Source organism: Stieleria neptunia (assembly GCF_007754155.1).
Lineage (GTDB): Bacteria > Planctomycetota > Planctomycetia > Pirellulales > Pirellulaceae > Stieleria > Stieleria neptunia.
On record NZ_CP037423.1, the window covers coordinates 3,762,440 to 3,777,926 of the forward strand.

Here is a 15,487-nt window from a genome sequence, read left to right on the forward strand (position 1 = left end):
AGCAATCGAGGGACGGACTGGAAAGTCCGTCCTACCCCAGTATACGTAGGACGGACTTTCCAGTCCGTCCTCCCGCGGCACAACGTGCCGTCCAATCCCGTAGGCCAGACTTTCCAGTCCGCCCCGACGGCGTTCACGCAGTCAAACGCCGCAGCCGCTGCAGCCCGCGCAGCCTCCACCGCTGCTTCCACAACCGGCCGTGGTCCCGCATTCGGGGCCGCAGCCGTCGGTCAGCAACTCGGACAAGTGGTTGGTGCGCACGACCGACTCGTATTCCTCGGCGATCTCGTCGGCGATCCGTTGGGCGTCGGCATCCACGTCGCCGAGAAAATGCATCCTGAGCGTGCCCCCGTCGAGCAACTGGTCGACGTCCAGCAGCATCGCCCCGCTGTCGGACCGACCCAGACGCACCCGACAGGCCTCGATGGCTTGGGTCTTGTAGCGTTCCAGCCGGGCCACGAGCAGCTCATCGGAATCCGTCGTCGGCCGCACGATTCGGTAGCCGGGCGGATCCACCACGCACGACTCGTTGTCGCTGCGTCGCTGGGAAATCACCTCGGCGACCTCGATTCCACGCGGCGACCGGACCACGACGCGGCGTCCACGCCGGACCGGAGCCAACGCCGAAGCGAGCCGAATTTCGCCTAAAACACCGATCCGAACGAAGTAGTGGATCAAAGCGATCCCTAGGGATGGAGTGTGATTCAATCGTCCCGGCTTGCCGACGAGCCGGATCCATAAGATTATAGTGACCGATTCGACGTTACTTGGCAAACCGCTCCCGATTGACAGAACCGCTATGGCGACCGACCTGACCGCTCCCGGCACGAGTGCCCCTTCGACATCCTCGCCCGCTGCGTTCGACGCTTGGGCGGATCGCATTCTCGACGGCGGCGAACTCTCGCGCGACGAAGCCCGACAGATTCTCGAATCCTCCGACGATGACCTGCTGCGGTTGCTCTCGGCGGGTTTCCGGTTGCGCCAGAAATACTTCGGCAAAACCGTCCAGCTGTACTTCTTGATGAACGCCAAGAGCGGTCTGTGCCCCGAGGACTGTCACTACTGTAGCCAGTCAAAGATTTCCGAGGCCCCGGTTCCCAAGTACAACATCCTGAAACGCGACGCGCTGATGGATGCGGCCAAACTTGCCGCCGAACGTGGGGCGAAAACCTATTGCCTGGTGATTTCCGCCCGCGGGCCCAACGAACGCGAGCTGAAAGCCGTCGAAGAGATCGTCCCCGAAATCAAGAAACAGTACGGTTTGGATATCTGTGCCTGCCTGGGATTGCTGTCCAAGGAACAAGCGGACCGATTGAAAGCCTGTGGCGTCGACCGGGTGAACCACAATCTGAACACCGGTGAAGAGTACTACGCCGAGATCTGTACGACTCACACCTACGCCGACCGCGTCGAAACCCTTCGCAACGTTCGCGATGCCGGTATGGAAATGTGCAGCGGTGGCATCATCGGCATGGGCGAAACCTATGACGACATCATTTCGATGGCGTTTGACCTGAAGGAGTTGGGGGTCCAATCGATCCCGTTGAACTTCTTGAATTCGATCGACGGAACGCCATTGGAAGGCAAGAAGGACCTCAGTCCGCAGGACTGCTTGCGAGCCCTGGCCATGTTCCGCTTCGTCAACCCGAGCCGCGAGCTGCGGATTTCCGGCGGACGCGAAATCCACCTCCGCACGTTGCAACCGCTCGGGCTCTACGTCGCCAACAGTGTCTTCGTCGGCGACTACCTGACCACCCAAGGCCAGGCGCCGGACGAAGATTACCAAATGATCAAGGACCTCGGGTTCGAAGTCACCACCTCGGTCGGCGAATAGACGCTGTCTCGTGATAGCGGCAGGGCGCGAGCCCTACCGATAAAAATGCTTCATAGCGTTACCGTTGGGGCACAGCGAAACACTCCGCACGTAGCCCGCGCCAACCGGCGGATCACCGTTTCACGTCGGCCGTGATGCCTTTCCAGTCGTCGGTTCGGAAGGGCGCCATCGGCAATCCTTCTTTGCTTTGCACGTTGCAGACCGGGTTGTCGGCCCAGGCGTAGCGGACCGCGACGGGGTCGGTGACGGCATCGCTGCGGACTTCGATCGTTGTCTTGCCGGTGATCTTGGCGTCGGCATCGACGAACTGCTTGTCCGCACCGGCGATCGTGAACCCGAGTGGCGTGGGGACGTCGAACGTGTCCAATCCGCCACCGACGTGATCAAATTCCAAAACAATCTTGCCATCCTTGACGGACATCGATTTGTATGTGGGACTGCGGTAGGGGATGTCGTAGCCATAGTCTTTGGCCAACGCCCAGCGCGCCAATCGCTTGCCGACGTCTTGCTTGTTCTTGGGGTGGATGTCCGAAGACTCGCCCAAGTTCAAAATCACCGCCTCACCGGTGTTGGGCAACGTGGACATCGTCATCGTTTGGGCTTCGCGGAGTTCGGCCCAGGTACTCTCGCCCGGCTCGGAAGGCTCGTTCTTGTAATCGGCCAACTGCACCCAGTAGAACGGGAACTCGTCTTGCCCCCATTCCTCACGCCAGTTTTGAATCATGATCGGGAACAGATCTCGGTACTGATAGGCCCGTCCCGCGTTGCTCTCGCCCTGGTACCAGACGGCTCCACGGATGGTGTAACCGATGATCGGGTAGAGCACGCCGTTGTAGAGGTTGGCCGGCCGATGCTGACCGATCAGATGGTTGCGCGGCGCGGACGGCCTGCGGCCCTTGCCGGATTCCTTCCACGCGGCCAACCGTTTGTTGTACTTGGCCAATTCCTGCTCGTAATCGTAGGTCGATTCGGTCTCGCGCCAACGCTCGAGCAGCTCGTCGAACTTGCCCGACGACTGGAGCACGTCGCGGTTCACCCAGGCTTCGGCCGCCGAGCCGCCCCAACTGTTGTCGATCAAACCGATTGGGACATCGAGGGTCTGGTGAAGCTGGCGACCGAAGAAGTAGCCGACCGCGGAGAATTGTTTGACCGTCTCCGGCGTGCAGCTTGCCCATTGACCGTCAAAGCTCGGTTGGGGTTTCTGTGTCCCGACGCGGGGCACGCTGATCAGACGCAGGTTGGGATAATTGGCCGACAACGATTCCAGGTCCGCGTCGTTGGCCTGTTCGACGGCCCATTGCATGTTGGATTGACCGCTGCACACCCAGACTTCGCCGATCAAAACGTCGTCGTACGTCAGCGTCTCGCCGTTGCTGGAGATTTTCATCGTGTGCGGTCCGCCGGCTTCCAACGCCGGCAGTTTCGCATCGAAACGGCCGTCGGCATCACTTTTGACCGTCACCGCATTTCCGGCCAGGGAGACTTCGACGCCACGATCCGGCGCGGTCCAGCCCCAAACGTGAATCGGTTTCTCACGCTGCAGGACCATCGAATCGCCAAACACGGCGCTGGTCCGAATTTCGGCCAGACAGACCGGCGATGCCACGACCAGCATCAAACATGCAAACAACAACTTTCTCATCAAGGGGCTCCGAAAATCAAAGGCGGGAAGTTGGGGAAGGAATCGTTTGGTCCTTCAAAACTTGCCCGGCATGATAGCCAAAGACGGCGCGCCGCGTGTGATGCGAATGAATGAGATGTCGACGAGCGTCGGGGGAGGCCTTGTGTTCCTAGGCGGGGCTTACGCCCTGCCGGCTTCGCTCCGGACGAAACGCTCAATCCAGGCCGTAGTGTTCGATTTCGGGCCAGTACTCGTCTTCAAACGCGTCGTCGTCATGGAAGTCGGGGCTGTTGTCCAGGTCATGGCACTCCATGCAATGCTCGCGCGCCTTTTCGAGCGGCAACTGCATTGCCAGACGGAGGCTTTTCTTGCGTTCTTCGCTGACTCCCGAATTCTCCGCTTCGGCGGCCGTGTGGTCGGCGCCTGGCCCGTGGCAGTTCTCACAACCGTTGCCGGTCAGGTGGGCCGATTGTTCCAGCGACAGGTAGCCGCTTTCGTAGGGATAATAGTTCTGCGGGTTCCAGCCGGTGACATGGCAACTGATGCACTCGGGATCGAAGTGCCGCGGGATGTCACCGCGGCCTTCGGTCGGTTCCACGATGTGCGCGGTCGCTTCGGCATGAGCCGAGCTTTCCCAGATGTCATAGGCCGTGGTGTGGCATTTTCCGCAGGCCTCCGATCCGACAAATTTCCCAGCCGACGGATGCGGGATCGGTGAAATCCCCAACCCGGACAGACCGAGTTGCTCGAGTTGCTGTTGATAGTCGGCCATCAACTTTCGCATTTCCGGTGCATCCTGGTATTCGTCGGTCAACGGAACCCGGGCGTATTTCATCGGTTGGTTTTGATACAAACCGACCAGCCCGACGAACATGCCCTTGTTCCCCGTCACGATCAATTTGGCTTTGCTGCCCTCGATCGATTGCGGGCGATACGTCGGCTCGCCGTAACCCCCGGAGGCGACGATCAAGTCGAACCCGGGAACGTCGACCATCAACTGTTTGGCCACATCCTCGTCACCATAAAATGTCAGCACGCGGAAATTCGCTCCCGCCGTATTCATCTCCTTGAGAACCGCTTCGGCGGATGCCTTGATCGGCTTCAGTGTCACGTCCGATCCCAGTGGCGCCTCCAGTGAGTCGGGGTCCAAAATCGACGTCAGGCCGATGTTCCATTCGCCGCTGCGAACGATCTTGTGACTGGGCAACAATTCCGGATCCAGCAAGATCAAGTTTGCCGAAACGTACATCGCGTTTTCGGGTGTATCGGCATAGGTGTGCGCGATCAAGTCCGTCGGGCTCAGCCGCAGGTCATCGGGTCCGAACCCGACCGCCTGGTACTTCATTTGAGTCAGCGCGCTGGACGATTTTTCAAACTTGATCGCCGCTTGCTGGCCGATCCGGCGGATCTGGTTGCCGGCATCGATCGGCACCAGCGGCCAACCCATCTCACGCAACTGGTTGATGAACGTGAAGCGACGGGCCACGCCGCCCTTCTGGCGATCCAGTCCCGTGCAGCCACACGGTTCGATGTAGCCGTGTTGATCGCCGGTGACAAACAGCACCGCATCGGGCGTCTGCCACTTACGGAAATCCTCCGGGCCGTCAGCTGCTCCGACCAATCCGAGATCCGTTGCCGGGTCAATCAGCGCGGGCCGTGCGGCGATTTCTTCTTTCCCGGCGACGGATTCCATCGCCCCGGTCGGGGGCTGCTTCTGGGCGTTTTGACTGCCTTCGATTTCGGCGGCAATGCGGGCCACCGGTGCGGACTTTGGATCATCTTTCCGCTCCAAGCCTTCGCGGATCCCCTGGGGCGTGGGGATCAATTCGGCCTTCACCTCCGGCCGTGCCGGGGGCGTCGGAATCACTTCTACCGGTCCGGCATCGGAGGCACTTTTACCCTCCTGTGCATCGTCCGCTCCCGTACCGCCGTCGCCGTCGGCGAAACCGGCGGGGACATCCGGCAACGCGGGGGCCTGAACCAAGCGGATTCCACCCGCGGGCGGGTCTGCGGTCTGGTCCTGGTTTCGCGCGGAATCAAAACCTCCAAAATCCCATCGGATCGGCGTTCGCGAGCGGTTGGCAAAACTGGCCAGCCGGGACTGGCCGCCGAAACGCCGTGACGCTGGCTGGGATGCTGGCTGAGTCTTGATCGGCGCGTCGATCCGCAGATCGGGCCGAGCTGTGCCCTGGGTGCGTGCCGCCAAAGCGGCCTCGACCTCCGCTTGGATCGGGTAGACGGTCACCGGCGAGACGTCCGGGTCACTGCAGCCACCGGCTGCCAACAGGCCGGCTGTGAAGACCAAGGCCTGGCCAAGAGCGAATCGTTTCAAAACGGTGACGCCGCGGCGAGTTTGGGGGAGCGGAAAACAGGTCGGCAGGAAGTGGACTATTGGTTTCACAACACCATCCGAAGATTTGCCGCAGCCGGGCTGCGACGGAGGCTAGGGTCTCGGTTCGATCAAAACTTTTATCGCCACTTTCATGCGGCTCACCTTCGGATTATCGGACTCTATCCATAGCCAACCGAAGTCGTCTTTGTTCTTACCCAGCAAGTCAATTGTCTGATCGCCCGGTTTTAGCGTCAGCAGCAGCGGGAAAAGCCTCATCTGGCCTTTGCCCAGGGGCGCGGCAAACTTTGCCTCAATCACGTCGCTTGGGTAAGTCTCCCCAATCGTAAGGTTTGTCGAGTCTTTCTCGCTACCCTTGAGTACCACAAGACATTTTTTCTCAAGATCATCATTGGCATCCAAGCGTCCCAGGGTCCAAATGTACCCCCCGCCGTCGGTGCTCTTCATGGCAGAAGACTCGATGATCGTCAGCGCGCCCATCACCCGACCGGCGCACTCGGCAACCGCAACATAGGTGTCGTCGGGCGTTTCGACGTCGGTTTGACTTTCCGCCGGATCCTCGCTCGACTCGTCCGTCAGTTTCTTAAAACGGACCTGCAGATTGGTGACCAGCGGCCCCTGACGCAAACCGGGTTTGACTTGGACGTTGACCCGGAATCCCTGCCGCGCATTTTGGTGAGAGCCATCGGCATCGGTCACTTCGAAGGGCTCAAACTCCACGTCCGACAGCGCCGTCAGGTCTTCGCTGCCGAACGCTGCCGAGAGGGGCTCGATGTCCACGTCGTAGTAATTGTACATCTTGGTCGAGAATGCGAACGGCTCGGCAGCCGGCACCTCACCGAACGAAATCTGCTTCGGATCGAATTCGATGTCGCTGATCACCAGGCCTTGAACGACCAGGCGAATCGCGGGTTGCAACGGATCGTTGGTCCGCAACTCGGCCGATTGCTCAAACGTGGTTTTATCGCCGGAAACGGTCCATTCCAGTTTCACCGGGGTGGATTCGCCGGGGGCCAGTTCGTTGTTCTTCAAGGAGCCGAGTGTACATTTGCATGTGGACGCCCCGAGTTCCAAACGCAGCATGCCGTCGCCGACATTCTTGACCACGAATTCGTGAGACCCTTTGGCGTTCGGTGACATCGCACCGAAATCGTGCGTCGGCTTCCCGGCCAGTTCGGCGCGGGCCGCCGAATCGCTGTGGAACTCCTCCAGCTTGGCCATCACGTTGTCGGCCGTCACGCTGCCGTCCATCGTGATTTCACCGAAATACGCCTCACGGTGGCCGTATTCCATGTAGTTCATCGTCCAAGCACCGGTGGTTCCGATGACAAACGCGAGACCGAGCAAGAGCCAAAATTTATTCACGATCAAACCTATTCGACGAGATTCTCTATTGCGAGGTTTCGTTGTTACGGTTTGGCGGCGAGTCTGGTTCGCCGGAGAGCCCAAGTCGCTGGCGAAATCGATCCTTGATCGAAGCCGATACCGGCCGCCGCCGCGCGGCCGGCCCGATTTTCTCAACCACCAGAATCTGTTGCAGTCCTAAATCGCGGACGACATTGCCGCCCAAGGCAGACAACCGCCGCGCTTCGTCGGCCAATACCCGTGCCTCGGTCAGGTCCGAACGCTCGTGGGCGATCACCGCGGCTTGGGCAACCAACGACAAATCCGTCGGGTTGTTGGCCAACGCCAGCGAGATCAGATGCTGGGCGGATTCCAGGTCGGCCGTTTGACCGAAACATTGATACAGGTGCAGGTATTGCTCGCCCGCCGCCCGAATCATCATTGGGTTCAGACCCGCCCGATCCAGGCAGGTCTCCAGCGATGCCAGCCACTGCGTCCGAGTTGCCGGATCGTTGCCGAGTTCCACCAACCGGCCCCGCAAAAATTCCGAACGCCAACGCGGGGCTTCCACTCCCCAGTCATCGGCCTGGACCGCGCGACGACTCTCCGACTCCACCCGCGAAACCAGCCCACGCCGCGCCGCATCCTCGGCACGCAGCAGGGCAAGCTGAGATTGCTGCACAGGGATGATCGATTCGAAACGGATGCACAGCAACAAAACCGCTCCGATGCCCCAGGCAACCAGCGACGACGTTCCCCGCCGTTTGCCGTCCGCGCTCCGCGTCGATGTGACCGTCGGTTTACTCCGACCGGAGGGCTCGCGCCCTGCCGCTAAAATCGTAGCGGAACGGCGCGAGCCGTCCGGTTTCACACGACCTTTTAAGGTTGACAAAGCACTCGTCGTCTGGCGGGGACTGGCTTCACCCGAGTCGTCACCCGGCGCCGTTGCCCCCGTCGCATCGCCACGATCGCCGACGTCGCCGACGTCGCCGACAGTGACGCCGCCGACAGTGACGCCGCCGACAGTGCAGAGCGATCCGATGGCCAACCAGATCACCATGGCCACTCCCGGGACCGTCCAGCCGCCGGAGACGGTCAGGTGGGTCAGCATCGCCAACAGGATCGCGCTGCCGAGTAGACGCAGCTGCCTGGTCGACGCGCTGCGCAAGCAGCGATGCGTCACCCATCCGGCTGCGACGGCAACCGGCATGGCAAACACGCTGGCCTGCATGTCCGGCATCTGACCCGATAGCAACGCGAAGCTCCACACCAGGCCGAGTGACACGCAGGCACCCCCGATCATCCAGCGGGCAACGACAGGCGTTTCACCCGCGTCAGGGGCATCTTCCCGCACGCCATCGCCTGGGGCCGTCCCAGAGGCCTCGCCTGCCGTGCTCTCACCGCCAGTGCCTGCATCCGTCGCGGAGCGGCGACACGTCATCAGCCAAGCGATCGACGCCAGCGCGAACAGCCAGCCGCCGACCAAACCACCGGCGGCCAACGTCTCGAACAAGAAATTGTGCGGGTCGGCGATCGACTCGTTGGCGATCGGCAATCGATAACGCAGGTACATCGCCTGAAACCCGCCGGGGCCGGCGCCCAGCAGCGGATGATCCGACAACAATCGCGCCGTCGCTTTCCAGTACTGCAATCGAAACTCGAGCGATGCCGGAGCCGCGGCCATCCACTCGTCGTCCCCCCACAGCAGCAGGGCAACCAGAACGACGCCGCTGATCGAAAGGGCCAACAGCGCCGCGCCGGCAAGCAGTTTGACGCGTTTGACGTCGGTCGACCGCCCGCCGCGAATCCAGATCCACAGGCCGGCCAACAAGCAAGCGACCAGCGCGCTGCGGCTGCGGGTGGCAAAGAGCGCCGCAACGCCAAGCACCGAGAGGGTGACCAGAAACGCACCCGACCAGCCCGAGCGGGCATTGGCCCCCGATCGATTCGCCGCGCCACCGCTGCGGAGCAATGTCAGCGGCACCAGCACGGCGACCAGCAACACCGCCGCCAGCGAATTGGCCAACGCGAACGTCGCGGTCGGTCCGCCGTCGAGCAATCGGTTGGCAAACACCATCCGCTGTGCCGATCCGGCCGGCGCGTCGACTCCCGCGGCCCGCAGTGTGGCGTCCGGGTCGGCCAAGTACTCGGCCCGGGTCTGGGGCAGACTGATCCATTGTTGATGTAACGCATGCACCGCCATCCCCGTCGCGACGGCACCGCACAACGAGAACAGGGCGGCACGCAGGGAAACATTCGCCAACAATCGTCTCGTCGCGGTCAAAACCGCTGCTGCGGCGATCCAGACCCAAGCTTCGTTGGTCGCCTGACGCAGATTGCCGGGCGGACACGACGCCAGGGCTGCGATCATCATCCAGGCAGCCAGCGTCCAAACCAAGACATCCAGGGTCAATCCATTGCCGAAGAGCGCCGAGATCGAACGTGGATCCTTGACCGTGCCGGCCGGCCGCGACGCTCGGATGTACGGCTCGGTCGACATCGTCAACGTCCACACGATCAGCGACAGCGCGCAAAACCATAACGCATCGCCCGATTCGACCAGCACGCTATCGCTGGGAAAGTAGGCGGCATACACCACCTGACCGCCCAGCACGGCGGCGGCAAGGCGCCGACACCAGATCGCCCATGCCGGGGGCTCGCCGATCGGCGGCGAGGCTGGTGGCGGCGAGGACGCAAACGCTGCGGCGGACGACGCTTCGGAGGCCGGCGGTTTTCGCGATTTTAATCGTTGCTTTGTTTTTGCCATCCGGTCGATTCCAAAATCACGACCAACAACAACATGCAAGCAACGATCCCCAGCACCGCGACCGCTTGCAGCACACTGACGTGCACCAACAACAACGCCGCCAATCCGCAGGTCGCCGTGACCAAGTGAATGGTCAGCACGGCTTGGGTTCTTGAAAGGCCCAGGTCAACAAGCCGATGCGAAAAATGGCTGCGGTCGCCGACGAACACGCTGCGGCCCTCGCGGATTCGAATCCACAGCACGGTGGCCATGTCGTACATCGGGATCGCCATCACGCACAGCGGCGCCAGGACCGCGTGCGGGCGCGGCGGGCTGGCGAACGTTGCCATCAACATCGAAACGGCGATCAAAAATCCGACCAGATAACTGCCACCGTCACCCATGAAAATCTTCGCCGGCGGGCGGTTGTGCCACAAAAATCCCAGCAGCGATCCGGCCACCGACAACAGCAAGCCCGCGACAAACAGCTGCGGTTCGGTCGAACCCGGGCTCGGCGTGGTCAGCATCACCGCCGCCATCGCGGTGGCAATGATCGCGGCCACGCCTCCGCTGAGCGCATCCATGTTGTCCAGCATGTTGAACGAATTGATCACCGCCACGATCCACACCACCGACAGCAACTTGGTCAGCCAGGCCGCGCCGATAAAGGCGGTGAACCCGAAATCCAAGTAATACACCACGAACGCCGCGACCGCGAACTCGACGCCCAAACGCAACACGACCGGGGCGCCGCGTCGGTCGTCCCAGATCCCCAGCACAAACAGCACGGTCGCCGAACCGAGCAACCACCAGAGTTGCGTCAGACGCATGGAGATGCCGTCGAAGTAACCCGCGATCGATGTGGGCAGCGCGTCAGCCACCATCGGGATGCGATCGGAGAGCAAGACCACGGCGGTGCCGAGGATCATCGGGATCATGATCCCCAACCAGATCCCGATGCCGCCTCCCAGGGGAGTCGCACGGGTGTGGGTGCTATGGCCGACGGGTTCGGCGACCAGGCCCAATCGCACGGCGTTTCGACGCACCGGATACAGACTGACCAGACTGATGGCCATCGGTGGAATCACCGCCAATGCAATCAGCCATCCGATCAGTGCGTTGTCCAAGAGATTACTTGCCCGTGAATTCGCGTTCGACGAATTTGGTGTCGTGCTTGCCCGAGACGAACTCGGGATGCTGAAGCACCTTGTCGTGGAAGCTGGCCGTGGTGGAAATTCCCTCGGTTTGGATCTCCGCCAGCGCGCGGCGCATCGTCGCGATCGCCTCTTCACGCGTCGGACGGTGCACAATCAATTTGCCGATCATCGAATCGTAGTGCGGCGGAACGGTGTAGCCGCCGTAGACATGCGAGTCGAATCGCACGCCCAATCCACCGGGGGCGTAGAATTTCGAAATCGTTCCGGGGTTGGGCATGAAGTTCTTGTCGGGGTTCTCCGCGTTGATGCGGCACTCCAGCGCATGGCCGGTCACGGTGATCTGATCCTGTGTAAACGACAGTTCTTCGCCGGCGGCCACGCGGATCTGTTCCTTGATCAAATCGACGCCCGTGATCATCTCAGTGACGGGATGCTCGACCTGGATCCGCGCGTTGACTTCGATGAAAAAGAAGTCGTCGTTGGGGTCGACGATAAACTCGACCGTCCCGGCGTTGCTGTAATCGGCGCCGCGGATCATGCGGACGGCCGCGTCACAAATCGCTTTTCGTTTGGCGTCGGGCAGATTCGGGCTGGGGGCTTCTTCGATCAATTTTTGGTGTCGACGTTGGACACTGCAATCGCGTTCGAACAAATGACAGACGTGGCCGTGTTGGTCGGCAATCACCTGGACTTCGACGTGACGCGGCGAGCCGATGTAGCGTTCCAGGTAGACGCCGCCGTTGCCGAACGCCGCCTGAGCTTCGGTGCGGGCCTGGGACAGAGCTTTTTCCAACGCTTCGGCGTTTTCCGCGACCCGCATGCCCTTGCCGCCCCCGCCGGCGGTCGCCTTGATCAGAACCGGAAACCCGATCTGATTGGCCGTCGCGATCGCCGCCTTGTCGTCTTCGATCAGCCCATCGCTGCCGGGCACCACGGGGACGTCGCTGGCAATCGCCATCGAACGGGCGGTGTTTTTGTCGCCCAGCTTTTCCATCGCCGCCGGACTCGGACCAATGAACTCAAACCCGCTCTCGCGGCAGACTTCATTGAAATGGGCGTTCTCGGCCAGGAACCCATAGCCGGGATGGATCGCGTCGACGTTGGCAACTTCGGCCGCCGCGATGATCTGGTCGATCTTGAGGTAGCTTTCGGCGCTTTTCGGTCCGCCCACGCAATACGCTTCGTCGGCCAACTGGACGTGCATCGAATCGGCGTCGGCGGTGCTGTACACGGCGACGGATTGGATGCCCATCTCGCGGCACGCGCGGATGATTCGAACCGCAATTTCGCCGCGGTTGGCGATCAATACTTTCTGAAACACAGCTTTCTCTGACGTACCCGGAGGTGGTGCGGCGCGGCGACATGGGGAATCGCGGTCGCGTTGAATCCGACGGTCGGCTCCCCGTCGTCTCGCTGGCGATTGCGCCGACGCGATGACTGGCGGGCCGACGTGGTTGACTAGGAGTTGGGCTGAATCCGGAACATCGGCTTTCCGAAATCGACCGCTTGTTGGTCGGCCACCAATACTTCGAGGACCTTGCCGCTGCATTCGGCGGGGATCTCATTGAACACTTTCATCGCCTCGACGATGCAGACGATCGTGTCGGGACTGATCATCTGCCCGACTTGAACGAACGGTTCGGACTCGGGGTTTGCCTTGGAATAAAACGTCCCGACCATCGGCGCGTTGATGGTGATGGATCCGTCGTCGACCGCCGCCGGTGCAACCGGTGCTGCCGCCGCGGGGGCCGCCGGTGCCGGAGCCGCCGCCGGGGCAACCGCTGCCGGACCGCCACGACCGAGTTTGATCCGGTCGTCACCTTGTTGCAAATCCACCTCCGTCAAATCGTGCTCTTCCATCAGCTTCACGATGTCACGGATGCGTTCCAAATCGAAGACGTTGTCGCCCGGTTGTTTGCCTTTGCTCATGCCTATCTCGATCGCGAAAAAAAAAGATTGGGCGAGGTTTTACAGGATCAGCCCACAATCATCGAGTCCCTTTGGCATTTGACTGAGAACCTCGTGCCCAGTCGCCGTCACCAAAACGTCATCCTCAATGCGGATTCCGAATTCGCCACCAAAATACACGCCCGGCTCGATGGTGATCACCATGCCTGGGGCAAGAACGTCTTCACTGACCGCCGAAAGTCGCGGCATTTCATGGATTTCCAGTCCCACTCCGTGGCCGAGTCCGTGCACAAAGTATTCATCCAAGCCAGCTTTTTTCAGCACATTTCGCGCCGCCGCGTCCACTTTTGACGCATCCACGCCAGGACGAATCGCATCAATCGCTGCAAGCTGTGATTCCAAGACGGCTTCGTAGGCCGACAGAAACCGCGCCGGTGGTTTGCCGAAATGAAAGCTGCGGGTCATGTCGCTCGCGTATCCCCCCAACTTGGTGCCCCAGTCGACCAGCAGCGTCGAATATTCGCCGATCACCGTCTGAGTGCTGCGGTAATGCGGTTTTGCACCCCCAGGCCCGGCGCCGATGATCGGCTCAAAACTGAACCCGGTCGCCCCCATCCGCCGAATCGTCGACTCCAGCTCGTAAGCGATCTCCTGTTCCGTCCAGTCCCCCCCCAGCTTGGCCAAAATCGATTCGAGCGCCCGCTCGTTGATCCGCACCGCGCTGCGCAGGATCTCGATCTCTTCGGCATCTTTGATCATGCGTTGGCCGACGATGACGCCCGAGGTCTCAATCCACTCGACATCAGGCAGGTGCTCTTTGAACTGACGTAATTGGGCGACGGTCAGCTGGTCGGCTTCGATCGCGATGCGGGTCGCCCCCGATCCGGCCACCACCTGGGTGAGGAAATCGATCGGTTTTTCCGCCGGCGATTTGATTTCAACGGCCAACCCCGGACACTCCTCCTCTAACTGCTCTTTGTAACGACCGTCGCTGAGCATCGTCTGGCCGGTCGCATGCACCAACAGCGACGAACTGTCGCCGGTAAAACCGGTCAAATACGTGACGTTGATTTCGTTGGTTACCAAGAATGCGTCGGCTTGCAACGTCGAGAGCTGGTCACTGAGTTTGCGGATTCTGTCATTCATTGATGATCTTGATTCACACGGTCGAGGTGTTTTTGGTTGACGTGAACATGCAGGCCCGGGTGTGTCTCAAACAACCAATCCCACCCCGACTGCGTCACCGCGCTATCGTCCAAATAGAGCGACCGGAGTTTGGGCAGCGAAGCGATCTGCCGCAATCCCTGGTCGTCGATCGGCACGCCGATCAAGTGCACATTGCGCAGACTTTCGACCCCGGCGACCGAGGCGGCCGTGTCCGCCCCCAGGTGCACCCCACCCAAACGCAGGTTGCGAAGCTCCGGCAACGCCGCCAACTCGGCGACACCCACCGCGGTGGCGTCGCAATGGGGCAGGTTCAAGATTTGAATCGACCGGCACCGCGCAATCGTTTTCAGCCCCCGGTCGGTCACCGGCGAATGGCGCAATCGCAAATGCCACAGCTGAGGCAACGCGGCGATCGATTCCAGCCCCGCATCGTTGACCACGCCCGCATCGAGTTGCAGCACTTCCAGCCACTCATCCGCATCCGTCAACTCCTCCAGCGCACGATCGTCGATCGGCGTCTGCGACAATTCGATGCGATCGGCATCTCCCGAGCGTCCACGGGCGAGTTGATCGGCAAAGTCGACTTCGGCCGCCGGGGTGACTTCCACCTGCCCCGCCAGTTCCGCCGGTGTCGATCGGTCACGGCAACCGATCGACGTCAGCAACGTCATCAGGGTGACAGGGATCAGCGCGGCGGCGAATGGTCCCGGTCGTCGGCAAACGAAGAAGGTCCCTTTCATGATCGGTCTGTGGAATCCGGTTCCGCCAGTTCCACGTCTTCATAGAGTTCCCGAAGTGTCAGTTCCAACGGGATCTCGTCAATCTGGATCACGTCATCGAGCCCGCTGACGATCGATCGCTGAAACCCCTGGTCGCCACCGGATTGCCGGCCGCGCTGGTAGACGACGGCGGAAAGCGACGACTGCTCGACCAAGACATAGCCGGCCAGCGACGGAATCTCCAGATAGGCCTCGCGTTTCTCTCCCTCGTCGATCCGTCGAGTGGTCTCGGAGATGACCTCGACGATCAACACGGGCTCGTCTTGAAATGAATCACTGGGGGGGTTCGCCCGGCAAACGACCATCGCATCGGGGTAATAAAAACGTGTCCCCGCAGCGTTTCGAATCCGGACTTTGGTGTCTGAATTGAATGCCCGGCAGCCGGTTCCCCGAAGCTGGTTGGCGAGCGCGACGGTCGCATTGGTCGCGATCGCATTGTGGCGGTTGGTCCCGCCGGCCTGAGCGTAGACGACGCCGGCAATATATTCGTGACGTTGGTCGGAATGCGCCTCACCGGCCAAGTAGTCTTGGACCGAAATCGGATCGTGTTTTCGCGCGGTGCTCATGCTGTCGAGTCTAGG

General features: G+C 61.2%; 12 protein-coding genes. 1 reads left to right on the forward strand and 11 read right to left on the reverse strand.

Features of this window, described 5'->3' with window-relative positions:
* Positions 1 to 141: 141 nt before the first annotated feature.
* A complete protein-coding gene (locus Enr13x_RS13110) occupies positions 142 to 678 on the reverse strand; it encodes a hypothetical protein (RefSeq protein WP_145386648.1) in 537 nt (178 codons plus the stop codon).
* Between the two features lie 121 nt (positions 679 to 799).
* Here Enr13x_RS13110 and bioB point away from each other — a divergent pair, with 121 nt between their 5' ends.
* The gene (gene bioB / locus Enr13x_RS13115; RefSeq protein WP_145386650.1) at positions 800 to 1,834 is read left to right on the forward strand and encodes a biotin synthase BioB; all 1,035 of its coding nucleotides are present in this window, start codon (positions 800 to 802) and stop codon (positions 1,832 to 1,834) included.
* A 112-nt stretch (positions 1,835 to 1,946) separates the two neighbouring features.
* On the opposite strand, the gene Enr13x_RS13120 is transcribed toward bioB, so the two are convergent.
* The 10 genes from Enr13x_RS13120 to Enr13x_RS13165 form a co-directional block, all read right to left on the reverse strand.
* Complete coding sequence (locus tag Enr13x_RS13120; protein ID WP_145386652.1) at positions 1,947 to 3,476, reverse strand: sialate O-acetylesterase; 1,530 nt, start codon at positions 3,474 to 3,476, stop codon at positions 1,947 to 1,949.
* A 193-nt stretch (positions 3,477 to 3,669) separates the two neighbouring features.
* Entirely contained in the window at positions 3,670 to 5,856 is a 2,187-nt protein-coding gene (locus tag Enr13x_RS13125; RefSeq protein WP_145386654.1) for a multiheme c-type cytochrome, read from the reverse strand.
* A gap of 42 nt (positions 5,857 to 5,898) precedes the next feature.
* Entirely contained in the window at positions 5,899 to 7,170 is a 1,272-nt protein-coding gene (locus Enr13x_RS13130; protein WP_145386656.1) for a DUF1573 domain-containing protein, read from the reverse strand.
* 25 nt (positions 7,171 to 7,195) lie between these two features.
* Positions 7,196 to 9,916: an O-antigen ligase family protein gene (locus tag Enr13x_RS13135; protein WP_145386658.1), complete on the reverse strand. Its 2,721-nt coding sequence runs from the start codon at positions 9,914 to 9,916 to the stop codon at positions 7,196 to 7,198.
* Positions 9,892 to 10,971, reverse strand: a complete 1,080-nt coding sequence (locus tag Enr13x_RS13140) for an MraY family glycosyltransferase (RefSeq protein ID WP_145392285.1) — start codon at positions 10,969 to 10,971, stop codon at positions 9,892 to 9,894. The genes Enr13x_RS13135 and Enr13x_RS13140 overlap by 25 nt, the downstream gene beginning before the upstream one ends.
* A gap of 55 nt (positions 10,972 to 11,026) precedes the next feature.
* Positions 11,027 to 12,373 carry an acetyl-CoA carboxylase biotin carboxylase subunit gene (gene accC / locus Enr13x_RS13145; RefSeq protein ID WP_145386660.1) on the reverse strand — a complete coding sequence of 449 codons (1,347 nt, stop codon included), beginning with the start codon at positions 12,371 to 12,373 and terminating at the stop codon, positions 11,027 to 11,029.
* Positions 12,374 to 12,510: 137 nt separating this feature from the next.
* Positions 12,511 to 12,981, reverse strand: a complete 471-nt coding sequence (accB, locus tag Enr13x_RS13150; protein WP_145386662.1) for an acetyl-CoA carboxylase biotin carboxyl carrier protein — start codon at positions 12,979 to 12,981, stop codon at positions 12,511 to 12,513.
* 39 nt (positions 12,982 to 13,020) lie between these two features.
* Complete coding sequence (locus Enr13x_RS13155; protein WP_145386664.1) at positions 13,021 to 14,106, reverse strand: M24 family metallopeptidase; 1,086 nt, start codon at positions 14,104 to 14,106, stop codon at positions 13,021 to 13,023.
* A complete protein-coding gene (locus Enr13x_RS13160) occupies positions 14,103 to 14,867 on the reverse strand; it encodes a leucine-rich repeat domain-containing protein (RefSeq protein WP_145386666.1) in 765 nt (254 codons plus the stop codon). Before Enr13x_RS13160 ends, Enr13x_RS13155 begins: the two co-directional genes overlap by 4 nt.
* Complete coding sequence (locus Enr13x_RS13165; protein WP_145386668.1) at positions 14,864 to 15,472, reverse strand: Uma2 family endonuclease; 609 nt, start codon at positions 15,470 to 15,472, stop codon at positions 14,864 to 14,866. The genes Enr13x_RS13160 and Enr13x_RS13165 overlap by 4 nt, the downstream gene beginning before the upstream one ends.
* Positions 15,473 to 15,487 lie beyond the last annotated feature (15 nt).